Source organism: Dongia sp. P2_B8 (assembly GCF_056404715.1).
On record NZ_JBFUDM010000003.1, the window covers coordinates 1,238,431 to 1,262,897 of the forward strand.

The 24,467-nt window shown below is 61.0% G+C and carries 19 protein-coding genes; 6 read left to right on the plus strand and 13 right to left on the minus strand.

Features of this window, described 5'->3' with window-relative positions:
• The first annotated feature begins 96 nt into the window (after nucleotides 1-96).
• The 5 genes from AC1DWZ_RS13330 (at nucleotide 97) to AC1DWZ_RS13350 (ending at nucleotide 5,104) form a co-directional block, all read left to right on the plus strand.
• A complete protein-coding gene (locus tag AC1DWZ_RS13330) occupies nucleotides 97-852 on the plus strand; it encodes a hypothetical protein (protein WP_477169383.1) in 756 nt (251 codons plus the stop codon).
• 138 nt (nucleotides 853-990) lie between these two features.
• Nucleotides 991-1,377: an ATP-dependent Clp protease adapter ClpS gene (gene clpS, locus AC1DWZ_RS13335; RefSeq protein WP_477169384.1), complete on the plus strand. Its 387-nt coding sequence runs from the start codon at nucleotides 991-993 to the stop codon at nucleotides 1,375-1,377.
• A 112-nt stretch (nucleotides 1,378-1,489) separates the two neighbouring features.
• A complete protein-coding gene (clpA, locus tag AC1DWZ_RS13340; protein WP_477169385.1) occupies nucleotides 1,490-3,793 on the plus strand; it encodes an ATP-dependent Clp protease ATP-binding subunit ClpA in 2,304 nt (767 codons plus the stop codon).
• 107 nt (nucleotides 3,794-3,900) lie between these two features.
• Nucleotides 3,901-4,521, plus strand: a complete 621-nt coding sequence (locus tag AC1DWZ_RS13345; protein ID WP_477169386.1) for a pyridoxamine 5'-phosphate oxidase family protein — start codon at nucleotides 3,901-3,903, stop codon at nucleotides 4,519-4,521.
• A gap of 148 nt (nucleotides 4,522-4,669) precedes the next feature.
• The gene (locus AC1DWZ_RS13350) at nucleotides 4,670-5,104 is read left to right on the plus strand and encodes a sulfocyanin-like copper-binding protein (RefSeq protein WP_477169387.1); all 435 of its coding nucleotides are present in this window, start codon (nucleotides 4,670-4,672) and stop codon (nucleotides 5,102-5,104) included.
• A 50-nt stretch (nucleotides 5,105-5,154) separates the two neighbouring features.
• Here AC1DWZ_RS13350 and AC1DWZ_RS13355 read toward each other — a convergent pair whose 3' ends face one another.
• A complete protein-coding gene (locus AC1DWZ_RS13355; protein WP_477169388.1) occupies nucleotides 5,155-7,455 on the minus strand; it encodes an Orn/Lys/Arg family decarboxylase in 2,301 nt (766 codons plus the stop codon).
• Between the two features lie 549 nt (nucleotides 7,456-8,004).
• On the opposite strand from AC1DWZ_RS13355, the gene potE reads away from it, so the two are divergent.
• On the plus strand, nucleotides 8,005-9,354 hold the full coding sequence (gene potE / locus AC1DWZ_RS13360) for a putrescine-ornithine antiporter (protein WP_477169389.1): 1,350 nt from the start codon (nucleotides 8,005-8,007) through the stop codon (nucleotides 9,352-9,354).
• A 3-nt stretch (nucleotides 9,355-9,357) separates the two neighbouring features.
• Here the strand turns inward: potE and topA are convergent, their stop codons facing one another.
• The 12 genes from topA to AC1DWZ_RS13420 form a co-directional block, all read right to left on the minus strand.
• On the minus strand, nucleotides 9,358-12,108 hold the full coding sequence (topA, locus tag AC1DWZ_RS13365; RefSeq protein WP_477169390.1) for a type I DNA topoisomerase: 2,751 nt from the start codon (nucleotides 12,106-12,108) through the stop codon (nucleotides 9,358-9,360).
• A gap of 76 nt (nucleotides 12,109-12,184) precedes the next feature.
• The gene (dprA, locus tag AC1DWZ_RS13370; RefSeq protein WP_477169391.1) at nucleotides 12,185-13,327 is read right to left on the minus strand and encodes a DNA-processing protein DprA; all 1,143 of its coding nucleotides are present in this window, start codon (nucleotides 13,325-13,327) and stop codon (nucleotides 12,185-12,187) included.
• Between the two features lie 66 nt (nucleotides 13,328-13,393).
• Complete coding sequence (gene plsY, locus AC1DWZ_RS13375; RefSeq protein WP_477169392.1) at nucleotides 13,394-14,011, minus strand: glycerol-3-phosphate 1-O-acyltransferase PlsY; 618 nt, start codon at nucleotides 14,009-14,011, stop codon at nucleotides 13,394-13,396.
• A 16-nt stretch (nucleotides 14,012-14,027) separates the two neighbouring features.
• Nucleotides 14,028-15,365: a dihydroorotase gene (locus tag AC1DWZ_RS13380; protein WP_477169393.1), complete on the minus strand. Its 1,338-nt coding sequence runs from the start codon at nucleotides 15,363-15,365 to the stop codon at nucleotides 14,028-14,030.
• Nucleotides 15,362-16,327: an aspartate carbamoyltransferase catalytic subunit gene (locus AC1DWZ_RS13385; RefSeq protein WP_477169394.1), complete on the minus strand. Its 966-nt coding sequence runs from the start codon at nucleotides 16,325-16,327 to the stop codon at nucleotides 15,362-15,364. The genes AC1DWZ_RS13380 and AC1DWZ_RS13385 overlap by 4 nt, the downstream gene beginning before the upstream one ends.
• A 260-nt stretch (nucleotides 16,328-16,587) precedes the next feature.
• Entirely contained in the window at nucleotides 16,588-16,875 is a 288-nt protein-coding gene (locus tag AC1DWZ_RS13390; protein ID WP_477169395.1) for a GIY-YIG nuclease family protein, read from the minus strand.
• Nucleotides 16,876-17,038: 163 nt separating this feature from the next.
• On the minus strand, nucleotides 17,039-18,256 hold the full coding sequence (locus AC1DWZ_RS13395) for a CaiB/BaiF CoA transferase family protein (RefSeq protein ID WP_477169396.1): 1,218 nt from the start codon (nucleotides 18,254-18,256) through the stop codon (nucleotides 17,039-17,041).
• Between the two features lie 74 nt (nucleotides 18,257-18,330).
• Nucleotides 18,331-19,647: an esterase-like activity of phytase family protein gene (locus AC1DWZ_RS13400; protein WP_477169397.1), complete on the minus strand. Its 1,317-nt coding sequence runs from the start codon at nucleotides 19,645-19,647 to the stop codon at nucleotides 18,331-18,333.
• Nucleotides 19,648-19,741: 94 nt separating this feature from the next.
• Complete coding sequence (ruvX, locus tag AC1DWZ_RS13405; protein ID WP_477169398.1) at nucleotides 19,742-20,203, minus strand: Holliday junction resolvase RuvX; 462 nt, start codon at nucleotides 20,201-20,203, stop codon at nucleotides 19,742-19,744.
• Nucleotides 20,200-22,275: an oxidoreductase gene (locus AC1DWZ_RS13410; RefSeq protein ID WP_477169399.1), complete on the minus strand. Its 2,076-nt coding sequence runs from the start codon at nucleotides 22,273-22,275 to the stop codon at nucleotides 20,200-20,202. The genes ruvX and AC1DWZ_RS13410 overlap by 4 nt, the downstream gene beginning before the upstream one ends.
• A gap of 53 nt (nucleotides 22,276-22,328) precedes the next feature.
• Nucleotides 22,329-22,862, minus strand: a complete 534-nt coding sequence (locus tag AC1DWZ_RS13415; protein WP_477169400.1) for a flavin reductase family protein — start codon at nucleotides 22,860-22,862, stop codon at nucleotides 22,329-22,331.
• Between the two features lie 138 nt (nucleotides 22,863-23,000).
• On the minus strand, nucleotides 23,001-24,464 hold the full coding sequence (locus AC1DWZ_RS13420; protein ID WP_477169401.1) for an MFS transporter: 1,464 nt from the start codon (nucleotides 24,462-24,464) through the stop codon (nucleotides 23,001-23,003).
• Nucleotides 24,465-24,467 lie beyond the last annotated feature (3 nt).

Consider the following 24,467-nt stretch of genomic DNA (forward strand, 5'->3'; position numbering starts at 1 on the left):
CGATCCTACGTTAACCGTAGAATCCTGTCTATAGCCTACCACCTCCTAATTTCTGGTAAACTAAAACAAGACTCAACGGAATCAGGTAAATAAGCGATGATCCTCACACTCCTTGGCGCTCGCTCGGTGCGGTTGCGCCAGATCTCGGCCCTCGGAATGGCGGCGCTGCTCCTTGGGGCGTGCGCCTATAATTCCGCGGGAAACCAGGGCGCCGGTACCGGAATCGACAATCCGATCGAGCGCAAATTCACCTGGTTCAGCTATCTCGACGCTGCCGATATCCGCAATTCCTGTGCCGCTGGCGGGCCGGACCAATACCGCATCGTCTATAACGGCCAATATTACGACCATGTGCGGACCTATGAGGTCACGCGTAGTCCGAAGCCGCAGATTCTGGCCCGCGCCCGGGGTACCAGCGGCAACCTCACGCAGATGAGTTTCGGCAGCTTCGACGAACTGCTAGGCCCCTGGAATTTCCGCCGCTCGGAAGCTGCGTTGAGCGACGCGGATTGGTCAAAACTGCGTGATTTGCTGCACCAATCGGGCTTTGCCGACGGCGACCAAGCGGGCCTGCGGCTGCATTCGCAGGATTTCTATTGGCTGGTCGCCGGCTGCGAGGCCGGGCAGTTCCATTTCAACGCCTGGGCCGACAAACCCCGGGCGATCAGCCTTAACCGCACGAACTTTCTGGATTTTCTGCTGAAGCATGACAGCACCGGCATCGGCTACAAGCCGCCCCAGACCGTCACTTATATGGACAAGAACGACCAGGCAAAGGGTACCGACCGCGACTATAACGGCGCCTTTGTCATTACAGTTCATAGTGACGGTATTGGCCGTGCGGGTATTTGAGGGGGCAAAAATGTGCAGACCCGGCAAATATGCAGGGGCCCCATTTCCGTGTGCCCCTTTTAACTCGGCCTTAGCATCCAATATGATAGACCCATGATAGCGACTCCGACATCTGACCTTGAAACGAGACACGAAGCGATGGATCTGACGCGGGCAATTCGCGTTCTTGGCCCGGCACTTTCCGGCCCTGAGGATGGCGACGATGGCGATCAGGGCGGCAACAATGGCCGCCCGGGTGTCGGCACGGTCGTCAAGGCCAAGCCGAAGACCAAGAAGCCGTCCATGTACCGGGTCCTGCTGCTCAACGACGACTACACGCCGATGGAATTCGTCGTGCATGTGCTAGAGCGCTTCTTCAATAAGAGCCGTGAGGCGGCGACCGAGATCATGCTTCATGTGCACCACCGCGGTGTCGGGGTGTGCGGCGTTTATACCTATGAGATTGCCGAGACCAAAGTTTCGCAGGTGATCGACTTCGCGCGCCGTCACCAGCATCCGCTGCAATGCACGATGGAGAAGGAATAGGGGAAGTTAGACGCCAAGTGGGGAAGACCAGTCGTTGGAAAAAGAACAGGCGGCAGGCGGGCAATGTCCCATCTGACCGTTCCTAGTCAGTCAAGGAAGGATGTCCCGGCCCATGCTGTCGCCCAATCTCGAACAAACTCTGCACCGCGCCTTGGCCCTGGCCAGTGAGCGCCGGCACGATTATGCGACGCTGGAGCATCTGCTTCTGGCCCTGACCGACGATCAGGATGCGATCGCTGTGATGCGTGCCTGCAATGTCGATATCGAGCGCCTGAAGCGCGATCTTATCGACTATGTCGACAATCAGCTCGCTAACATCATCAGCAAGCAGCAGGCGGAGGCCAAACCCACCGCCGGCTTCCAGCGCGTCGTGCAGCGCGCCGCCATCCATGTGCAATCCTCGGGCCGCGAGGAAGTGACCGGTGCCAACATCCTGGTGGCACTGTTCTCGGAACGCGAAAGCCATGCAGTCTACTTCCTGCAGGAGCAGGAAATGACCCGCCTCGATGCGGTCAACTATATCAGCCACGGAATCGCCAAGGTCGCGGGCCGCGCCGAACCTAAGCGCGTGCGTGGGGCGGCGGAAAAGGAAGAGGGCGAACCGGCGGCCAAATCCGGCACCGAGGCGCTGGAAGCCTATTGCGTCAACCTCAACCAGAAGGCCCAGAACGGCAAGATCGATCCCTTGATCGGCCGCGATACCGAGGTCTCGCGCACCATCCAGGTTCTGTGCCGCCGCACCAAGAACAACCCGCTATATGTGGGTGATCCCGGCGTCGGCAAGACCGCCATTGCCGAAGGTCTCGCGCGCCGCATCGTCAAGGGTGACGTGCCGGATGTGCTCAAAGGCTGCACCATCTACTCGCTCGACATGGGCTCGTTGCTGGCCGGTACCCGCTATCGCGGCGATTTCGAAGAACGCCTGAAGGCTGTGGTGAAGGAACTCGAGAATCTCGAAGGGGCGATCCTCTTCATCGACGAGATCCATACCGTGATCGGCGCCGGCGCCACCTCGGGTGGCTCGATGGATGCCTCGAACCTGTTGAAGCCGGCGCTGCAATCCGGTTCGCTGCGCTGCATCGGCTCGACCACCTACAAGGAATACCGTCAGCATTTCGAAAAGGACCGGGCGCTGGTCCGCCGCTTCCAGAAGATCGACGTCAACGAACCGTCGCAGGAAGATGCGGTCAAGATCCTGCGCGGTCTCAAGCCCTATTACGAAAAGCACCACAATGTCCGCTACACGGCGGAAGCCATCCGCGCCGCAGTGGAATTGTCGTCGCGCTACATCGGCGACCGCAAGCTGCCGGACAAGGCGATCGATATCATCGACGAAGTCGGTGCGGCGCAGATGCTGCTTCCTGAATCGAAGCGCAAGAAGACCATCACCGTGAAAGATGTCGAAGCGGTGGTGGCGATCATCGCCCGCATCCCGGCGAAATCCGTCTCCAAGGACGACAAGATCGCGTTGAAATCGCTTGAGCGTGATTTGAAGACCATGGTGTTCGGCCAGGATCCGGCGATCAGTGCGCTCTGTGCGTCGATCAAGCTGGCGCGTGCTGGCTTGCGCGAGCCGGACAAGCCTATCGGTTCCTATCTCTTCTCGGGGCCGACTGGTGTCGGCAAGACCGAGGTGGCAAAGCAGCTCGCCCGTGTCATGGGGATCGAGCTGGTGCGCTTCGACATGTCGGAATATATGGAACGCCACACGGTCTCGCGCCTCATCGGCGCACCTCCGGGCTATGTCGGCTTCGACCAGGGCGGCTTGCTGACCGATGCCATCGACCAGCATCCGCACGCGGTCCTGCTCTTGGACGAGATTGAAAAGGCGCATCCTGATCTTTTCAACATCCTGTTGCAGGTGATGGATCACGGCAAGCTCACCGACCACAACGGCAAGTCGGTCGACTTCCGCAACGTCATCCTGATTATGACTACAAATGCCGGTGCCTCGATGATGGCCAAAGCCGCGATCGGCTTCATGCGCGACAAGCGCGAGGGCGAGGATGCCGCCGAAATCGAACGCCTGTTCGCACCGGAATTCCGTAACCGCCTCGACGCGGTCATTCCGTTCTCGAACCTGCCGGCCGAGATCGTGGCCCAGGTGGTCGACAAGTTCGTGATGCAGCTGGAAGCTCAGCTTGCCGACCGTCACGTCAACATCGAGCTCTCGGATGCGGCCAGGAAGCATCTGGCTGAAATCGGCTTCGACCCGCTCTACGGCGCGCGGCCGCTGGCCCGCACGATCCAGGAGCACATCAAGAAGCCGCTCGCGGAAGAACTTCTGTTCGGCAAGTTGGAGAAGGGCGGCACCGTCCGTGTCGATTTCAACGCGGCGACAGGCAAGCTCACCTTCGAGATCGTCGAATCCAAATCCACCCCGCGCGAAGAGACGGTCGAACCCGTCGACGCCTGAGGGACATCGYTTGGCAGGCTAGCCGCCTAACGGTCAGCCAATTCCTGCCTTCCACAGCAGCGTCCGGTCCAATAGGATCGGGCGCTGACTCTTGAGGGGGAATGGGCATGAACGACCAAGCCAAAATCAATCAGCCGGGAGTGCTGCGCGATCTCTACGGTGAGCCGGTGCCGGCATCGCTGGTCAAGGAAATGACCTTCCTGACTGAACCCTATATGGCCTTCATCAAGGCCTCGCCTTTCGTCATCCTCTCGACCTCAGGCGAAGAAGGTCTTGACGCCTCTCCACGCGGTGGCCCGCCGGGCTTTGTACGTGTCGAAGACAAGAGGACGCTGATCCTTCCTGACCGTAGCGGCAACAACCGGGTGGACAGTCTCAGCAACGTGGTCTCGGATCCGCGCATCGCCATGCTGTTCCTGGTGCCCGGCGTGGGTGAGACCATGCGGGTCAACGGCTATGCCAAGGTCTCGGTCGATACCGACCTGCTGCAATCGTTCGCCGACATCAACGGCAAGATCCCGCGCTCGGCGATGATCGTCAGCATCGATCGCTGCTACGTGCATTGCTCGCAATCTCTGGCACGCTCCAAACTGTGGGATCCGGCCGCGCAGGTCGACCGCAAGGCACTGCCCAGCATCGGGCAGATGCTGCAAGCCTGCCGCGCCGAGTTCGACGGCGCCGCCTACGACAAGCGTAACGCGGAAGAGGGCGGCGATCCCGAGGATTGAGGGCAGGCCTGCGGCATTTGGACATCCTCAATCTGTGAAGGGGTAAGGACAGCTGTCTGTCAGTCGTCCTTGCTAGGGTCCGTGCGTGATCGCTACAGGCGGTCGCAGCTTACACGAACCTGACAATCTTCATATGGAGCTACCCAGAATGTCGACATCCTCGATGCGCGGCCTGTTGCTCGGCGCGGCGGTTTTCTTTGCGTCCAGCCTTCCAAGCTGGGCGGATTCCACTGTGAACGTTGATTTGACCGGCGACGCCGGCGACAAGATGGGCATGATGCTCGACAAACCATCGGTGCCCGCAGGCAAGGTAACCTTCGTCGTCAAGAACGATTCCATCGCCACCGATCATGAGATGGTGGTGATCAAGCTGAAGCACAAGAACGACAAGATTCCGATGATGGCGGGCAAGCACCGCGTTGACGAAGACAAATTGAAATCAATGGGCGAAGTCGAGGATCTGCAGGCTGGCAAGACCGGCGAACTGACCGCCGATCTCAAGGCCGGCAACTATCTCTTGATGTGCAACCTCAAGGGCCATTACGAAGCCGGCATGACATCGCCGTTCACGGTGACGAAGTAGATACTGGCCGAAGTATGGCGGAAGTGATCCGGTGACAGAGCGTCACGGGATCACTTCTTCGCCACGCACATGAGGCGATAGATCCCATCTTCCACCTCGACTCCATGTGTGTCGTGGGTGAAGCCGGGAAAATACCGGTCGAACGCCTCTAATGCCTTCAGATAGCCGAGGATCGGGCCATCGGCCGGCCCAGCATTCTCGCCCGGCATCAGGATCGGAATGCCAGGCGGGTAGGGCACCACGCCGGTGGCAGCAGTTCGCCCCGCCATCTGTTCCAAGGTGACAGTCTCCACGTCGCTTCGCACCAGACGCTCATAAGCTTGCACCGGGCTGAGATCGGGATGCGGCAGCACCGAGAACCCCGCCGACATGTTGGCGGTGGTCTTCAGGCCGCCGATCTTGGCGAACATGTCATCGGCCAGATCCTTGAGACCCATCCCGGCATAGCGCGCACCATATCCTTCGACCAAGTGGGGCAGGACGCGTTCCAGCGAAATATTCGCATCATAGTCACGCTTGAAATCAGCGAGGCTGCTGACCAGCGTGCCCCATTTACCCTTGGTGATGCCCAGCGAGAACAGGACCAGAATATTGAAATCGGTCGTCTTCTCGACCTCTATTCCCTTGCGGTGGAGATAAGCGGTCACGATGTTGGCTGGGATGCCGCTTGCCGATAGCTTGCCGTCCGGCGACATTCCGGGGGTCATGATGGAGACCTTGATTGGGTCCAACATGCACCAGTCTCCTTCCAGTCCCTGGAAGCCGTGCCAGGTAGCACCCGGCTCCAGCACCCAGCAGGACGGGTCGCTTGCCAGCAGCTCGGGTGCCGCAGCATGGAAGGGTACTTTCTTGCCGCTCTTCGGGTCCTTGATTTCGTCCGGTTGCCAGATGCTAAAGAACCAGGTGCCTTGTGTGCGGCATTCTGCGTTCAGTCGGGCGACCATCTGGCGGAAAGCGACTGCTTCGCGGATGGATTCACCGGTCAGTGCCGGACCGGATGAACCGTCCATCATCGCCGCACTGACGTCGTTCGAGGCTATGATGGCATAGTTCGGCGAGGTCGAGGCATGCATCATGAAGGCTTCGTTGAAATGGGCATGTGCGATCGGGCGCCGGCCATCGCGGACATGGATGTAGGAGGCCTGCGACAAGGCCGCCAGCAGCTTGTGGGTCGATTGGGTGGCGAAGACGGTCGGACCTTTGGGGTCGTGGTTCTTGGGGTCGCCGTGCATCGCATGGCGGTCGCGATAGATGGGATTGAACCGTGCATAGCCGTACCAGGCTTCGTCAAAGTGCAGGCGGTCGACCGATTGGCCGAGCAGCTTCTCGACCGAGGTCACATTGTAGCAGAGCCCGTCATAGGTCGAATTGGTGATGATGGCATGTTGCGGTGTCGGATCCATATCCGGCTTCACCAGCACGTTCTCTCCGATCGACTTCTTCAGGGCTTCCGGCGTCAGGCGTGATGGTGGGATCGGCCCGATGATGCCGAGACCATTGCGCGACGGCATCATCCAGGTCGGGATGGCGCCCGACAGTGTCATCGCATGCTCGGCCGATTTGTGGCAGTTGCGGTCGCATAGCGCTACCTGGTTCCGTGTCACGCTCGACATCAAGATGACACGGTTCGAGGTCGATGAACCGTTGGTGACATAATAGGTACGATGCGCGCCGAAAACCCGTGCCGCGTATCTTTCGCCGGCACCGATGGGGCCCGAATGATCCAGCAGAGAGCCCAGTTCACCGACCGATATGGAAAGGTCCGAGCGCAGCATGTTCTCGCCGAAATACTCGAAGAAGGCGCGCCCGGCAGGATGCTTCAGGAAGGCCGTGCCGCCGGTGTGGCCTGGCGTATGCCAGGAATATTCATGTTCCTGCGCAAATTCCACCAGCGCCCGAAACATGGGTGGCAGCACCTGGCTGCGGTAGCGATCCATCGCGGCGATGACGCGTCCGCAGATGAAGGCCGGTGTATCCTCGGTCAACCAGATGAAATCGTCGAACTTGTCCATCGATTGCAGCGGAATCGTTGAGGCGACACTGCGATCAGCGCAGATGAAGATCGGCAGATTGCTATTGCGGTCGCGGATCGCCTTGAGAAGCGCAATGGCCCGGCCATATTGCTCGTCCGAGGGCAGATCCCAATCGACCAAGGCTGCCTGGATGGCGGCATCGTTGTCTATGATCAGCCGGGCATCTTCGGTGGTGGTTACGGCGACGACCTCGACACCGCGCCCGCGCATCTCCTCGGCCAGCGCATGCGCGGCACGCCCATCGGCATTGTCGGCGTTTAACTCGGAATTGACGAACAGGGTTTTCAGGCCGAAGAGACGATAGGAACTCGCGGGCATGTTGACCTCCTGCGTGAATGTTCGTCGGCCAGATAGATGTCAGGCGTCCAATTTTCTGGCGTTCAAATCTCAGGCGTTCAAGGTTCTGACATCGACCTCCCGGATGCAGCCAGGCTGCGCGTCAACATACATTGCCAGGCAGCGGCACTCGCCAGTTCCCGGACTCTATCCCTCGCTCTCGTGAAATGCACGCCGTGGATGTGCTGTAACGGAATGAAAGAAACCTGATTGAAAGGCAGATGAGCAACATCCGTGTGGCATATCGAGCGAGAAATCCTAAGTTGATAAGGCAATGGCGCTGACCATATCTTAATATATAAATCGCGCTGTGGTTGCTCGCCATATATTGATAATCTTGCCACAAGGTGAAAGGCTGTTCCGTCCGCCGCATGGAACGCCGCATTGCAGAATGCCGCAAAACATATCTGGCGCCCTGCGCGCGATGCGCCATTTCGTCGATGCGTTGAGACCTCAAGGCCACTTCGTCCATGACCAGCTCAAATCCGTTGGCCCAAAGTCTTTGGCCCAGTCGATTGGAAGGAGCTTCAGATGAGTGCCACGCAAAACAAGATGAATGTCTGGCAGCTGACCATCCTAACGGCGGTCAACATGATGGGGTCCGGCATCATTCTGTTGCCGTCCAAATTGGCCGAGGTCGGCACCATCTCGATCTTCTCCTGGATCATCACAGCCGGCGGTTCGCTGGCGCTGGCTTACGCCTTTGCTCGTTGCGGCATGCTCAGCCGCAAGCCTGGTGGCATGGGCGGCTATGCCGAATATGCCTTTGGCAAGGGCGGCAACTTCATGGCGAACTACACGTATGGCCTGTCGCTGGTGATCGCCAATGTCGCCATTTCGATCACGGCGGTTGGATATGGCACGGCGCTCTTTGGCGTGACATTGAGCCCAATCCAGACCTGTTTGTGGACCATCATCCTGCTCTGCATCACGACCTTTGCCAATTTCGGCGGCGCACGCATCACAGGTCGTATCGGTGCGATCACGGTTTGGGGTGTCATCGCACCGGTTGTCGTGATCTCTCTCATCGGTTGGTTCTGGTTCAGCGGCAGCACTTGGGCCGCGGCCTGGAATCCGCACGGCATGGATTTTTTGCCCGCCGTCGGTGGCTCGATCTCGATCACGCTGTGGGCATTCCTCGGCTTGGAATCTGCCTGCGCCAATGCCGATGCCGTGGAAAATCCGGAACGCGATGTGCCGATCGCCGTCATGGGCGGCACCATCGGCTCTGCCATCGTCTATATCGTCTCTACGAACGTCATCGCCGGCATCGTACCCAATGCGGATCTGGCCGCCTCAAATGCGCCGTTCGGCCTCGCCTTCGCTACCATGTTCACGCCGCTGATTGCCGATATCGTGACAGCCCTGATGGTGATTGCCTGCATCGGCTCGCTCCTGGGCTGGCAGTTCACAGTTGCCCAGGTTTTCAAAAGCTCGGCCGATGTCGGCTATTTCATGCCCATCTTCAAAATCGCCACGAAATCCGGGACACCGATCGTCGGCATGCTGATCCTTCTGGCAGCTCAGGGTCTGCTCGCCCTGATGACGATTAGTCCTGAACTCAGCAGTCAGTTCCAGAAGGTAGTCGACCTCGCCGTGGTGACCAACCTCGTTCCCTATGTCATGTCAATGGCAGCACTTATAGCCATCCAGAACGTTTCCGGCGTGCCGCCGCAAAAGGCGTTGGTGACCAACGTGGTGGCGATGATCGCCACGGTCTACAGCTTCTACGCACTCTACAGCGCAGGCGAACAGGCCCTGATGCTGGGTGGTCTCAGCATCTTCCTTGGCTGGACCCTGTTCGGCTTCGTCAGCGCGCGGTTCTACCGAATGGAGGTTGCGGCCCACGCAGCAGACCCGGGGAAGTCGCTGCAGGCGTGAAGCTTACTTCGCGGCTTTCTTGGCTGTCTTTTTGACGGCCTTCTTTGCTGCTTTCGGCTTTGCTGCCGTCTTGATCGCAGCTTTCTTTACCGCAGCCTTCGGCTCGGCCGGCTTGGCAACGGCCTTTTTTGCGACAGCTTTCTTGGCGGCCTTGGGGGCTGCTTTCTTCTTGCTTTTGCCATTTCCGGCCATCTCGGCGCGAGCGGCGATGAGGCCGAGGGCATCCGTCAGCGTGACATCGGCGGGTTCGATCGCCTTGGGCAGGGTCGCGTTGATGGCGCCCATCTTCACATAGGGGCCGTATTTGCCGTCGTGAAGGGTCACGGCCTCGCCCGTTTCCGGATGCTTGCCGATTTCCTTGCCGGGTGCTGCCTGACGGCCACCGCGGCCCTTGCTTTCCTGGGAGAGCAATTCGACCGCGCGGTTCATGCCGATCGACAGAACATCATCGTCCTTGGGGATCGATTTGAACTTGCCGTCATGGTTGAGGTAGGGACCGAAGCGGCCGATGCCGGCCATGATCGGCTTACTCGTCTCCGGATGCTGGCCAACAACGCGCGGCAGGCTGAGAAGCTTCTCTGCGATCTCAAGATTGACTGCGTTGGGGTCGAGATCCTTGGTCAACGACACGCGCTTGGGTTTGGCGCCATCCTCGGCCTCGCCCAGCTGCACATAGAAGCCATAAGGGCCTTTGCGCAGCGTGATGCTACGGCCCTGTGCATCCTTGCCGAACTCGACGGGACCGGCCGACCCTGCGGCGATCTCTTCTTCCGTCTGCACCGCTAAGGGTTTGGTGTATTTGCATTCCGGGTAGTTGTTGCAGCCGATGAAGGCGCCGTTCTTGGCGAGTTTGATGCCGAGCTCGCCATTGCCGCAGACCGGGCAGGCGCGCGGTGCCTTGCCATTGCCGAGGTCCGGGAAGAAATGCGGCGCCAAGGCGTCATTCAGTACGTCGATCACGACCGAACGCGTGCCGATCCCCTTGTCGAGGAAGGCCACAGCTTCCTGCATCGAGGGCAGTGTGCCGCCGGTGGTTTCTTCCGCCTGATGGAGATGGCTGAAATCATTCCAGAACTCGGCCAGCACATCCTTCCAGCGGGCGCGGCCGCCGGAAATATCGTCGAGCTTGCCTTCGAGGTCCGCGGTGAAGCCGTATTGCACATAGCGGTCGAAGAAATTGGTGAGAAACGCGGTCACCAGGCGGCCGCGATCCTCCGGCACCAGGCGCTTCTTGTCGAGGCGCACATAGGCGCGGTCCTCAAGCGTCTGGAGGATCGAGGTATAGGTCGAGGGTCGGCCAATACCGAGTTCTTCCAGCCGCTTAATGAGGGAGGCTTCGGAATAGCGCGGCGGCGGCTGCGTGAAATGCTGCTCCGGCTTGATCTCTTTCGACGCGATGCCATCGCCCTGCTTGAGGTTGGGCAGGCGGCGCTCGCTGTCATCGTCCTCAACCGGCTCGTCGCGGTCTTCCGAATAGAGCGTCAGGAAGCCGTCAAAGGTGACGACCGAGCCCGTCGCGCGCAGAACCTGCTTGCCGTCGGCAGAAGCGATGTCGATGGCGACATTGTCGAGCTCGGCGCTTTCCATCTGGCTGGCCAGCGTCCGCTTCCAGATGAGGTCGTAGAGCTTGGCCTCCTCGTCGCGCAGATATTTGCGCWCATGTTCCGGGCGGCGGAAGAGGTCCGTGGGGCGGATCGCTTCGTGGGCTTCCTGGGCGTTCTTCGCGGCACTCTTATAGATGCGCGGGGAAGCCGGCAGGTATTTCTGGCCATATTGCTCGCCGATGAGCTTACGCCCGGCGACGACCGCTTCCTGGCTGAGGTTCACACCGTCGGTACGCATATATGTGATGAGGCCGACCGTCTCGCCGTCGAGCTCGATACCTTCATAGAGGCGCTGGGCGATCTTCATGGTCTGCGCTGCGCCGAAGCCGAGCTTGCGCGAGGCTTCCTGCTGCAGGGTCGAGGTGATGAAGGGCGGGTAGGGGTTGCGCCGGCTCGATTTGCGCTCGACCTGGGCCACCTTGAAGGGGGCGCCGGCCTTGACCGCGGCCAGAGCGGCTTCGGCCGCGGCCTTGTCGCCGATATCGAACTTGTCGAGCTTCTTCCCGTTGAGATGGGTGAGGCGCGCCGAGAAGGCTTGGCCATCGGGACCTGACAGGGTCGCCTCGATGGTCCAGTATTCCCGCGCCTTGAAGGCCTCGATCTCGGCCTCGCGTTCGCAAATGATACGCAATGCCACCGATTGCACGCGGCCGGCCGAGCGGCTGCCCGGCATCTTGCGCCACAGGATCGGGGAGAGCGTGAAGCCCACAAGATAGTCCAGAGCCCGGCGGGCGAGATAGGCATCGACCAGTTCCTGGTCGATCTCGCGCGGGTTGGCGATGGCGTCGAGGACCGCCTTCTTGGTGATTTCGTTGAAGGCCACACGCGCCATCGGCAGCTTGGCGAGGCTCTTCTTGCCGCGGAGTTCCTCGCGGAGGTGCCAGGAGATGGCCTCGCCCTCGCGATCGGGATCGGTTGCCAGCAGCAGCATGTCGGCTCCGGCGGCGGCGGCGGCGATTTCCTTGATCTGCTTGGCGCCACGCCCCTCAGAATCCCAGGTCATGGCGAAGTCCTGGTCCGGTCGGACCGAGCCATCCTTGGGCGGCAGATCGCGGACATGGCCGAAGCTCGCCAGTACCTTGTACTCAGCCCCCAGATATTTGTTGATGGTCTTAGCCTTGGCGGGAGATTCGACGACGACGACCTTCATGGACCCGCTTTCGGGATGATAAAGAGTGTGGACACGAACAATCCGTCGGGTCCGGGGTGCCGGTATATATAGGTGGTCAAGCGACCTTGGCGAGCAGCGAAACCCGATTGCCGGGGTGACGTTCCAAGCGGCCCGCTAAGTCCAATTCCAGCAGCACCATTCCCATAACGGGAGCGGAGCAATGACACTGCCGAAGCAGTTCGTCAACCTCCACCGGGCTGGGTCCCAACAAAGTCAGGATCTCGGCACGCACACTATCTGTTCCACTTTCTATTTCAGAATCAATATCATGTGCATCGGAATTGAAGTTTTTTGGCAAGGGTGATTTTAGGCCTGTTGTCCCATTAATCGCCTCCAGAACCTGCGCTGCATCCTCGACCAGCAGGGCGCCTTCGCGAATAAGGCGATTGGTGCCGCGACAGCGCGGGTCGAGGGGTGAGCCGGGAACGGCCATCACCTCGCGCCCCTGTTCGTTGGCGAATCGCGCGGTGATGAGGGACCCGGACTTGAGCGCCGCCTCGATTACCACGGTCCCCAAACTGAGGCCGGAGATGATCCGGTTGCGGCGCGGAAAGTGCCTGGCCTGCGGCTCGGCGCCGGGGGGCATTTCGGCAACGATCAGTCCGTCAACGGCGAGGCGGTCGAACAGGTTGGCATGCTCCGGCGGATAGAGCACGTCGACCCCGCCGGCCAGGACCGCGATGGTGCTGCCCGGCCCGGTGAGCGCCCCCAGATGCGCCGCCCCGTCGATGCCGCGCGCCATGCCGGAGACGACCACCAGCCCGGCCGCCGACAGCTCCCGGGCCATGTCATGGGCAAAGCGCCGCCCGTTGGCCGATGCATTGCGGGCGCCCACCAGCGCCACTTGGGCGGGGCGGGTCAGCAGCTCGAAGCGCCCCCGCGCGGTGATCACCGGGGGCGAATCCTCAACGGCGCGCAAGGCGGCCGGGTAGTCGGGCTCGACCCAGGCAATGGCGCGGGCATTCAGGGCGGCGAGCCGGGCCAGTTCCGCCTTGGCAGCGGCCAGGGGAAAGGCGCGATAGGGACCGCGCTGCCCACCGCGCTGAGCCAGGTCCGGCAGGCGCTCAAGGGCGATCTTGGCCGACCCGAAACGCTGGATCAGTCGGCGAAAGGTCGCCGGTCCGACATTGTCGCTGCGCGCAAGGCGTAGCCAGTCGAGGCGTTCGGCGTCGGTGAGGGCACGCAGTTTCTGCTCCATGCGCGGGAGCCTAAAAGATGATTAGATGAGAATCAACCGTGAACAACAACTGATGGGCGCGGTGCCCTATCCGGCCTTCTTCTTCCCGATCCGGGGCTCGGTGCCCTTGAACAGTCGGGCGATGTTTTCGCGGTGGCGGATCCAGACCAGGGCTGCAGCGAAGGCGGCAAAGACGATTTGCGGGCCGGTGCCGAGGACATAGGCATAGAGCGGGGCGAGCGCGACGGCGACCAGCGCCGAGAGCGAGGAGATGCGGAGTGCAAAAGCGACCGCCAGCCAAGTGAGGCAGGCCGCAATCCCGACCATCCAATTGATGGCGATGAGGGTGCCCAGCGTGGTGGCCACACCCTTGCCGCCCTTGAATTTGAGCCAGACCGGGAAAAGGTGGCCAAGCAAGGCGGCGGCACCGGCAATAACGGCAAGAAGGGGCGAGAAATGTGCGGCGACCAGGGCGGCGATGGCGCCCTTGCCGCCATCCAGCAGCAGTGTGGCGAGAGCCAGCGGCTTGTTGCCGGTCCGCAGCACATTGGTGGCGCCGATATTGCCCGACCCGATCTGGCGGATGTCGCCCAGACCCGCGGCCTTGGTCAGCACCAGGCCGAACGGGATCGAGCCCAGCAGATAGCCAAGGATCGCAGCTGCGGCGTAAGTCCAGGCCGGCAGGTCGGCGACAACTGGATCCATTATGCCAACCTTTTCATCAGTTTGGCCCTTCCGCGGCGAACACCAGGCGGCCGTCGACGAAGGTCTTCAAGACCATTCCCTGTACCGGCCTGCCGTCATAGGGCGAATTCTTCGACTTGCTCTTGAAGCTGGCGACATCGATGCGGCGCGGCTTGTCGAGGTCGATCAGAACCATATCCGCCGGCGCACCCTTGGCCAGATGCCCCTGCGGCAGACCCAGAATCTCTGCCGGCCGGCTGGTCAGGCATTTCAGCAGATTAAGGAGCGACAGCGAACCCTTGTGATAGAGCTCAAGGCTGATTGGCAGCAGGGTTTCGAGCCCGACGATGCCGGCTGCCGCCTGCACGAACGGCACGCGTTTGCTCTCCACATCGTGGGGCGCATGGTCGCTGGCGATGCAGTCGATCACACCTTCGGCAACTGCGGCTGCAATCGCACGGCGGTCGCTCTCGCCCCGCAAGGGTGGTGACAGTTTGGCAAAGGTGCGGTAATCGCCGATCTCATTCTCGTTCAAGGAAAAATAGGGCGGGGCGGTGTCGCAGGTGACGCGCAGCCCTTCTTTCTTCGCCTGACGGATCGCCTCGACGGCAGCTGCGGTCGAGACATGGGCCACGTGATAGCGCGCGCCTGACATGCGCACGAGATGGAGATCGCGCTCGATCATCATCACTTCGGCACAAGCGGGAATGCCAGGCAGGCCGATACGGGTCGCCAACTCGCCATTGTTCATGGCGCCACCGGCTGCAAGGCTCGGGTCTTCCGGGTGCTGCACGATGAGGAGATCAAACGTGCGTGCGTAATAAAGGGCGCGGCGCATGACCTGGGCATCGGCCACGGCATTCAAGGCATCAGTGAAGCCCAGCGCCCCGAACTCCGACAGCATGCCCATTTCGACGAGGTCGTGGCCATTGAGCCCGCGGGTCAGCGCCCCATAGCAATAGATCTTGGCGCGCTTGGTCTCGCGCGCACGCCGGGCGATGTACTCAACGCCGGATACGTCATCGATGATGGGGTGGGTATTGGGCAGGCAGACCATGCTGGTCACACCACCGGCTGCGGCAGCCAGGCTCCCGGTGGCGATGGTTTCTTGATGCTCGTCGCCAGGTTCGCGCAGCTGGACGCGCATGTCGACAAGGCCCGGGATCAGCACATGGCCGCTGCAATCGATAATTTCCGCGCCTTCCGGTGCGTTCTGCTTGGTCACCTGCGGGCCGATATCGGCGATGAGGCCGCTCTCGACCAGGATGCCACCGCGCTCGTCACGGTTGGCGGCAGGGTCGACGATGCGGGCATTGACCAGCAGCAGCGGGCCGCCGGACTTTGTGCCGGCTTTGGTAATCGTCGGGCTGTTCATCGGTTCTGCCCCACGATACCGCGGGTCAGCGCATCCAAACAGGCCATGCGGACGGCCACACCCATCTCGACCTGCTCGCGGATGACCGAACGGTTGATGTCGTCGGCCACTTCGGAATCGATCTCGACACCGCGGTTCATGGGGCCGGGATGCATGATGAGCGCATTGGGTTTGGCCACCGACAGCTTCTCGTAATCGAGGCCGAAGAAGTGGAAATATTCGCGCACGGACGGCACATAGGCACCCTGCATGCGCTCCAGTTGCAGGCGCAGCATCATGACGATGTCGACGTCCTTCAAGCCCTTGCGCATGTCGGTAAACACTTCCACGCCCATGCGGTCGATATTTGACGGCAGCAGGGTGGTGGGCGCGATCACGCGGACGCGGGCGCCCATCTTCAGCAGCAGATGGATATTCGAGCGCGCCACACGGCTATGCAGGATATCGCCGCAAATGGCGACCAGCAGTCCCTGCAGGCGCCCGAGCCGCCGGCGGATGGTCAGCGCATCAAGCAATGCCTGGGTCGGATGTTCATGGCGCCCGTCGCCGGCATTGATCACGGCGCCGTCGACCTTTTGTGACAGCAGGTTGATGGCGCCGGAATCCGGGTGGCGCACGATCATCACGTCCGGCCGCATGGCGTTCAAGGTCATGGCCGTGTCGAGCAGGGTCTCGCCCTTTTTGACCGAACTGGTGCCGACCGACATGTTGGTGACATCGGCCCCCAGGCGCTTGGCGGCCAATTCAAAACTGGTCTGTGTCCGGGTGGAGTTTTCGAAAAAGACGTTCATCACCGTGCGGCCGCGCAGCAGGGCGCGGGCAGTGGCATCGTCCTTGGTCATGTCGGCATAACGGTTGGAAAGGTCGAGCAGCCGCTCAATTTCGTCGGCGGAAAGCCCTTCGATGCCCAACAAATGCCTGTGGGGGAAGAAGGGATTGGGCGTGCGGATCTCGGCGCTCATTTGAAGCGGCATCATAGTGCCGTCCGGCCCCCCGTCAACGATTCTGGTGATGATTCTGGCCGACTAATTCTGGCCCTTGATGAGCCTGTCCGGATGGTCAAACGAAGACCAACCGGCGGCCTCGTGCCCGGCCAGCCAAGTTTGCTCTCTCCTGTGGCTTCTGCCTTCAGTCGCCAACCGATCCCCGGGCCAAGCCCGGGCATGACGGCTTACGGCGTATTTTATGTCGTCATCCCCGGGCTTGACCCGGGGATCAGTTTCTACCGCTGTAATCTCTCAAACAAATCCTCCCAATTGGGATTCTCTTTCTCGATGAGGTCCAGCTTCCAGGCACGAGACCAAGCTTTCAAATTCTTCTCGCGCTGGATGGCATGTCGGATATCGTCATGAAACTCCGCATGGACGAGAAGTTTCAATTTGTAACGAGAGGTAAAGCTTTTGACGACGGACTCACGGTGTTCCCAAATGCGGCGCGCGAGATCGCTTGTGACGTCGACATAGAGCGTTCCCTGCGGCCGGTTGGTGACGATGTACACCCAGCCGCCCAAGCTTATCTCTCTCCCGTGGCTCTTGCCTTCAGTCGCGAACTGATGCCCGGGTCAAGCCCGGGCATGACGAATTTAGTAACACCGTCATCCCCGGGCTTGACCCGGGGATCAGGTGCAGCTGCCAAGCCGTAGCAAGCCGATCTCCCGCGAACACAGAATGCCCTCAAATAATCTTCCGTTCCCTCAATCCCGCAATCTCATCATCTTCCATCGACAGCAGTTCGCGTAGGACCGCATCGGTGTCCTGGCCGCAGACCGGTGGCGCCAGGCGATAATCGACCGGGGTTTCGGAAAGCTTGATCGGGCTGCCGATGAGATCGACATGGCCGGAGCCGGCAGCGGCATGGGGCATGGAGATTTTCATCTCGCGCGCCAGCACTTGCGGGTCTTTGAAGACCTGATCGATATTGTTGACCGGTCCAACAGGCACGCCCAACGCATTCAAGCCGTCGATCCAATATTGCTGCGGTTTCTGCTCGGTCAGCGCATTGATCATTTCATAGATCAGCACACGGTTGCGCACCCGCGCGGGGTTGGTGACAAAACGTTCGTCCTTGGCCCAGCCAGGGACCCCGGCAAACTGGCAGAATTTCTCGAACTGGCTGTCATTGCCGACCGCCAGGATGAAGAATCCGTCCGCACAGCGCACCACGGAATAGGGCACGATGTTGGGATGTTCATTGCCGAGGCGCTTCGGTACCTCGCCCGATGTCAGATAATGAAGGCCGATATTGGCAAGATAGCCGACCTGCGCATCGAGGAGACTCATGTCGCAGAACTGGCCGCGGCCGGAGATCTGCCGATGATGGAGAGCAGCGAGGATCGACACGACCGAATAGATCCCGCAGACGATGTCGGTGATGGCAACACCGACCTTGGTCGGCTGGCCGTTGGGATCGCCGGTGACGCTCATGATGCCGCCCATCCCCTGGGCGAGGAAATCGTAACCTGCCAGCGGCGCATAGGGGCCGGTCTGGCCGAAGCCGGTGATCGAGCAATAGATGAGGCGCGGGAAATCGTACTTGATCTGCTCGTAGGAAAGGCCATAGCGCGCCATGTCGCCGACCTTGAAGTTCTCGACGAAGATGTCGGAGCGGCCGATCAGGCGCTTGGCAAGTGCCTGGCCTTCCGGCTTCGAGACATCGAGCGTGACCGAGCGCTTGTTGCGGTTGATCGACAGATAATAGCCGCTCTCGTGAGTGTCCTTGCCGTCCTTGTCCTTGACGAAAGGCGGGCCCCATTTGCGCGTATCGTCGCCGGCACCTGGCCGCTCGATCTTGATCACATCGGCGCCGAGATCGCCCAGGATCTGTGTCGCCGTAGGGCCAGCAAGAATGCGGCTGAGATCAAAAACGCGAATACCGGCGAGCGGTCCAGACATGAAAAACCCCGACATTGACCATTTTGGTCAATGTCGGGGGCGGTGACATCAAAAGCAAGCTGGATTTCGGCGCCTTACATCGCCGGCAAAGCCAGCTTCAGGCGGACGATCTTGGTCGTGCTGGCGCCATCAATGCCGAAATCATCATCGTTGATGATGACCAGCGTGTCTGGTGCGACGAACGCCACCCCTTCGATCTTGGCCGGAATGCCCTTATGCGCGCTGCTGTCAAACCACAGGGTCTTGGGCAGGGTCTTCACGCTGGCGGCGGCCAGATCGGCCTGTTCCAGGCTGGGCGCCGTGGCAATGTCATCCCAGGCGGTGCCGAGAATATCTGTGCCGCTGGCGAGGTCGACCAGATAGAGCTTGGTGGTCTTGGCGATGCGCTCAAGGACGACGAGTTTGTCCTGGCCGACGGCCGAGATTTCACTCAGACGCACGTCGGATTGCTTGTCGGCCTTCTTGTCATCCTTGAAAGTCGTATGGTCGTCGAGCAGATAGACAAACTCGCCCACCGGCTGGCCGGTCGCCGCATCCACTTTCAAGATGCGCGTTGACTTGGCCTTCTTGTAGGCATCGGCATCCGGGTTGGCGAGCGGGTTCTGCATCAGGCCATAGAGGAATTTCTCATCCGGCGAGATGGCAACGCCTTCCATGCCGCGGTTCAGCTGCCGCTTGGTGAGGATCGCCGGCAGGGTGCCGCTGATCTTGTAGGTGGCGGCGGCAAAGTCGCCTTCCGAGCCCTTGGGCACCAGGCGCTCGATGATCTTGCCGTCGGCTGCCACATGCACCAGGCTCGGCGCATATTCGTCAGACAGCCAGAAGCTGCCATCGGAGAGACGCACCAGGCCCTCGGTGTCGAGGCCGTTGGGATCGAAGCCGATCTCCTTGCCATCCTTGTCATAGGCATGTTCCGTCTTGGCGACCTTCAGCGGGTTGGGCAGGCCCGTGATCGGCTTGCCGTTCGCATCGCTGATCTGGATCAGTTCCTTGATGGTGAACTTGCCGTCGGAGCCAAGCTCAACGCGCTGGATCGAGGGCACGAAAGTCGGGATCGGAAACAGCTTGGCACTCTTGTCGCCGGCACACATCTTGTTGAAGTCGGCACCGATCAGTTCCTCGGTTTCCGCGCAATCGATGTTCGGGCCGCGGTCGGTCACTGAATAGAACACATTGTCGGGATCGCCCTTCATGTGAAAGAGCGCGCTGCCGATGCCGCGGCTGAGCTTGAGGGCCGTGGGGCCGGTCTGCACCGTGCCCAGCGGCAGGGCTGGATCATCGCTGGTGAAAATCTCAGGACCCTCGGCCAAAGCAATTTTAGTGTGGGCGATGCCGGTCAGCATCAAAGCGAACAACGAAACCATACCAAATCGGCGCGCGAATCTCGTCATGATGTTTATCCCCGATATTGTTGCTTGGTCAGGAGATCGGGTACCAACGAGATGTGACGAAATCGTGACGCTGGCGTTAAGCTGTGACGACAGCTCACCGCTTCAGGCTGTCGAAAGCCCCTTGCAGGATGAAGGCCGCGGCGGATTGATCGACAATCTTGGCACGTTTGGCCCGGCTGACATCGGCAAAGATCATGTCCCTTGTCACTGCCACTGTCGACAGGCGCTCGTCCCAGAAGGCCATCGGCAGGTCACGAAGCTTGGCCATGTTGCTGGCGAACTGACGCACCGACTGGCAGCGCGGTCCTTCCGACCCATCCATATTGAGGGGCAGGCCGATCACCAGCCCAGCCACTTGCCGGTCGTCGATCAGCTTCAACAACTCCTTGGAATCGTCGGCGAATTTCTTGCGGCGGATGGTCGTGATCGGGGTCGCGATCATGTGGCTGGGGTCACCCACCGCAATACCGATGGTCTTCTCCCCGAGATCGAGCCCCATCAGCCGCCCATGGCGTGGCAGCTGTTCGCGAAGCTCCTGAATGGATGCAATGATCATCCGGGCAATAGTTCCACCATTTCGCGCCGGAAGGGAACCGCGTCGCCGATATCCGGTGCATCGAATTCTTCGGCATAACGCCGGCCGGCATAGGTGGCGGCTGCGATGGTGGAGGGTGCCCAGGCATCGCCGATGCCTTTGACACCACTGATACCGGCATCGGCCCAATCATTTTCCCGGGCTTTGAGGTCGAGATAGAGCTGATCCAGGGGCAGGCGCGCGGTCACCAGGACCAGCCCGTCAGCTGAAATCGAGCGGGTTTTTCCGGTGAAAACGCAACTCAGTCGCATGTGATCGGCGTGGGCCGAGGCGACGGCATGGCTCACGATCACCTCGACCCCCATGTTGAGGAGGCGCGCCTGGATCTTGTCCTGTTCAAGGGTATTGCGGGTCCAGGTGGAGACCTCCGGCGCCGGCGTCACCAGGGTCACATGATGGCCGGCCTTCACCAGCAACTCAGCGCAGATGCCGCCCATGTAATAATGATCGTCGTCGAACAGCACGATGCGGTGGCCGCTCGGACGCCGGCCGGCCATGAGATCATCCGGCGTCAGGACAGGGACGTCGGCGGCAATCGGGATCGGAGCCAGGTGATGATGCGCAACACCGTCTCCCCGCCAGATGCTGCCCGTCGCGATCGCCACATGGTCGAAGCCAAATTCCAGCACCTGGGCAGCATCCAGCCTGCTGTCGAGATAGACGCTGACATTTTGCATCTTGTTGATCTGGCCAACGCGCCAATCGCGCACGCGGCCCCAGGCGCTCAAGGTCGGCAGGCGGCATTCGCGGGCGACACGGCCGCCGAGCTCTGTACCGGCTTCGGCTAACGCCACCTCATAGCCGCGCTGACCTAAGGCACGGGCTGCTTCCAAACCTGCAGGACCAGCACCGACAACGAGAATGCGAGCCTCGCTTTCGCGGCTGCGGATGAATTCTGGATGCCAGCCCTTGCGCCATTCCTCGCCCATGGCGGGATTCTGGGTGCAGCGGCTGGGTGACATGGTCATGTCGCCGGAGACGCAGATATTGCAGCCGATGCATTCGCGGATATCGTCGATGCGGCCTTCATCGATCTTCAGGGGCAGGAACGGATCGGCGATCGAGGGGCGGGCGGCGCCGATGAGGTCGAGAATGCCGGACTTCACCTGCCGCACCATCAAATCAGGCGAGGTGAAGCGGCCGACGCCGACCAGCGGCTTGGTGGTGAGACGCTTGATGCCACGGACGAAGTCCTCCTCGGCCGCTTCCTCGGTGAAGCGCGAGGTGCGGGAATCATTGCTCCAGTCGGAGAGGGTCACGTCCCACAAATCCGGCGTTTCCGCCATGCGGCCGATCACGTCCTCGATCTCAGCCTTGTGAAGGCCGGTCTCGCCCATCAACTCATCGACGGCGATGCGGATCGCGACGGCCGCCTTGTCACCCACCGCATCGACCGTGTCCTCGGTGATCTCACGCAGTAGGCGCATGCGGTTCTCGAGGCTGCCGCCATATTCATCCGTGCGCTGGTTGAAGCGGCGAGAGAGAAAATGCTGGATGATCGAAAAGCCGTGGGCGGCATAGACATAAATGACGTCGAATCCGGCGCGTTTGGCCCGAAGTGCCGCGTTTTTATGCCAGCGGCGCAGATTCTTGATGTCCTGCCCGTCCATCGCACGGGCCTGGACGGGATCGTAATAGAAAGTGGCGATGGGGAGATGCGAGGGGCCAAGCGGCACTTCACGCGTATAGTTGTTCGACCCGTTGGGGCCGTTATAGGCAAGCTCGATCCCAGCCAGCGCATTCTCGGCATGGATTGCATCGCTCATTTTCTGCAACGCCGGGATATCGCGGTCGTCCCACAGGCGGAGTTCGATGAATGGTGTGATTTCCGAGGTGTGATGGATCTCGGCTTGCTCGGTGCACAGCACGCCCCAGCCGCCGGCCGCCTTGTTGCCGCGCATCTTGGCGACGGCAGAGGGATCCCGGTAACCTTGGCCGTTGCAATGCGGCACCTGATAGAAGCGGTTCTTGGCGGTGACGGGGCCAATCTTCACCGGTTCAAACAGGATATCGTAACGCGGATCGCGCGCCATTTTTTTCAAACGCCTTGAATGTGGACCGAAAGAAGGATCAGCCGGCCGCTTGATTATTCAGTGAGTGGCCCGGGGGCGAGATAGGTGCGGTCGCAATAGACCAGTGGCTTCACATTGCGATGCGCGGCGCCGACGACGCGGCCGATGAAGATGGTATGCGATCCAGCCTCGACGATGTCATGCACGACACAATCGAGATTGGCGACCGCATCGACCAGAACCGGCGAGGCTGTCGAAAGCGTCATCCATTCGGCAGTGGAAAAGTCGAAGGGCTGGCCATTGCTGGGGCGCCCGGCAAAGGTATTGGCAAGTTCGCTCTGCTCGGCGCTCAGGGCATTGATGCAGAAGACGCCGTTCTCGCGGATCGCGGCCACCGACGGGCTGCGGCGGTTGACGCAGGCCAGCAGTAAGGGTGGTTCAGCGGAGACCGAGGTCATGGCACTCACGGTAACGCCGGTCTTGCCGCCGGGGCCATCGGACGTCACCAGATTGACCGCAGCAGCCTGCACGCGCATGGCGCCGACGAATGACTCGACGTCGACGCTGTCCAGCGGTTGTTCGGTGCGGCCGACCAGAACTTTGGTCATCAATTCAATCCCTCAATCCAGTCTCCGGATAGCGCTCCGGGGGTGATTCCATAACGTGAAATCGATCATGGGTGACAGTCTGCCGCAGGGGAAGGTATTTAGGAAATCGAATTCATCGAGGGTTGGCATCAAGTTTTTCTATTCTGCATTCAAGATATTCTCGTTGCCGGCCCGGGACAAAGCCGCGTGGCGGGCGCCGGAACGCAGGAAAACCAAGGCGGTCAGAGTGGCGAGGACCGCAACCAGTGCACCACCACCAAAGACGCCGAGGGAGCCCCGGGCCACAACCTCCGTCGTCAGGATGCCGGCGAAACCTGCTGCATTACCGATCAATCCAGCCGCAGCCGCACCAATGGCGGCCCCCAGGCATTCGAGCGTCGGGATGGCGGTGGCGGTTGCATCTTCCTGTCCTGCAGGTGCCGCGGCCATGATGCGCTGGTTGATGAAAGAATGAGAGATGCCGAAGCCGATGCCGACGAAAGCGAGGGCGATGCCGACATAGAGGATCGGACCGCCGGTCATGGTGACGGCCTGGATAGCCAGGCCGAGGGCCAATGTCGCAGGCCCAGCGAGGATCACGCTGCTGTGCCAGCGCGACGGCAACGCGGCAACCAGGAGCGCCGAGAGCGACCAGGTGAGGGCGTGGATGGCGCCGAAATAGCCGGCCCAGGTCGGCGACAGGCCACGATCCAATTGCAGGAGATAGGGTGTGTAGACGAAGACGCCGGCCTCGCCCATCGGCATCAGGATGAGGATCCACAGGCCCAGCGACACGCGGTGGCGGAGGCTTGGAAACACAGTCGTGATGAGATGTGTCGCTGCATGGCGATCGAGCTTGAGCGCCAAGGCGACAGATGCGATGCCGCTTACAATCGCCGCGGTACCGAGCGCCGAACTGCCGAGGCGGTCGGCCGCGGCAATGCAGATAACGCCGATGGCCAGCAGAGAAACCCGCAACAGCGGGGGCTTGCCGACGAAGATGCGTTCATGCTTGTCGCGCAGGATCATGTAAGCCAGCGCCTGCATCGGCAGCGGGAGCAGGGCGGCACCCAGGAACGCCACGCGCCAGGAAAAGAGTTCAGTGAGCACGCCACCTACCAAGGGACCGAAGAAGACAGCGCCGCCCCAGGTCGCGGCCAGGGTGCCGAACACACGGGGGACCAGCCGATTGTCGAACAGCTCGCGCGTGATGACATAGGAAAGGGCAATGAGGACGCCTTCGCCGAGGCCCTGGATGGCGCGGCCGGCCAGAATAAAACCGACGCCGGGGGCTGCTGCCGCGACGAAGCCGCCGATCATCACCACGAAGCCCGCACCCAGTAGCGCGTTGCGGGCACCATAATGGCCCTTCAGCATCGCGGTGACGGCCCCACCCAGTATGGTGGTGACCAGATAGAGGCCGCTGACCCAGCTCAGATACTCGGCACCGCCCACGTCGCCAATCGCGGTCGGCATCGCGGTCGCCGCCATGTACCAGATGACGGCATGGAGGCCGACACCAAGATTGACGAGGGCCAGCGGCGCGATGTTCGCGCGCTGGAGAAGGCGGGGTGGGGCGTCGTCGACGCTGGCTGCCGCAGAAGACGTGCTGGTAGCTGACATGGG

Coding starts and splice junctions, on each gene's coding strand:
- AC1DWZ_RS13330 (WP_477169383.1), top strand. CDS start 97: ATGATCCTCACACTCCTTGGCGCTCGCTCGGTGCGGTTGCGCCAGATC.
- potE (WP_477169389.1), top strand. CDS start 8,005: ATGAGTGCCACGCAAAACAAGATGAATGTCTGGCAGCTGACCATCCTA.
- AC1DWZ_RS13400 (WP_477169397.1), bottom strand. CDS start 19,647: ATGACGAGATTCGCGCGCCGATTTGGTATGGTTTCGTTGTTCGCTTTG.
- AC1DWZ_RS13385 (WP_477169394.1), bottom strand. CDS start 16,327: ATGAGCGCCGAGATCCGCACGCCCAATCCCTTCTTCCCCCACAGGCAT.
- ruvX (WP_477169398.1), bottom strand. CDS start 20,203: ATGATCATTGCATCCATTCAGGAGCTTCGCGAACAGCTGCCACGCCAT.
- AC1DWZ_RS13350 (WP_477169387.1), top strand. CDS start 4,670: ATGTCGACATCCTCGATGCGCGGCCTGTTGCTCGGCGCGGCGGTTTTC.
- clpS (WP_477169384.1), top strand. CDS start 991: ATGGATCTGACGCGGGCAATTCGCGTTCTTGGCCCGGCACTTTCCGGC.
- clpA (WP_477169385.1), top strand. CDS start 1,490: ATGCTGTCGCCCAATCTCGAACAAACTCTGCACCGCGCCTTGGCCCTG.
- AC1DWZ_RS13355 (WP_477169388.1), bottom strand. CDS start 7,455: ATGCCCGCGAGTTCCTATCGTCTCTTCGGCCTGAAAACCCTGTTCGTC.
- AC1DWZ_RS13395 (WP_477169396.1), bottom strand. CDS start 18,256: ATGTCTGGACCGCTCGCCGGTATTCGCGTTTTTGATCTCAGCCGCATT.
- AC1DWZ_RS13380 (WP_477169393.1), bottom strand. CDS start 15,365: ATGAACAGCCCGACGATTACCAAAGCCGGCACAAAGTCCGGCGGCCCG.
- plsY (WP_477169392.1), bottom strand. CDS start 14,011: ATGGATCCAGTTGTCGCCGACCTGCCGGCCTGGACTTACGCCGCAGCT.
- dprA (WP_477169391.1), bottom strand. CDS start 13,327: ATGGAGCAGAAACTGCGTGCCCTCACCGACGCCGAACGCCTCGACTGG.
- AC1DWZ_RS13410 (WP_477169399.1), bottom strand. CDS start 22,275: ATGGCGCGCGATCCGCGTTACGATATCCTGTTTGAACCGGTGAAGATT.
- AC1DWZ_RS13415 (WP_477169400.1), bottom strand. CDS start 22,862: ATGACCAAAGTTCTGGTCGGCCGCACCGAACAACCGCTGGACAGCGTC.
- AC1DWZ_RS13420 (WP_477169401.1), bottom strand. CDS start 24,464: ATGTCAGCTACCAGCACGTCTTCTGCGGCAGCCAGCGTCGACGACGCC.
- AC1DWZ_RS13345 (WP_477169386.1), top strand. CDS start 3,901: ATGAACGACCAAGCCAAAATCAATCAGCCGGGAGTGCTGCGCGATCTC.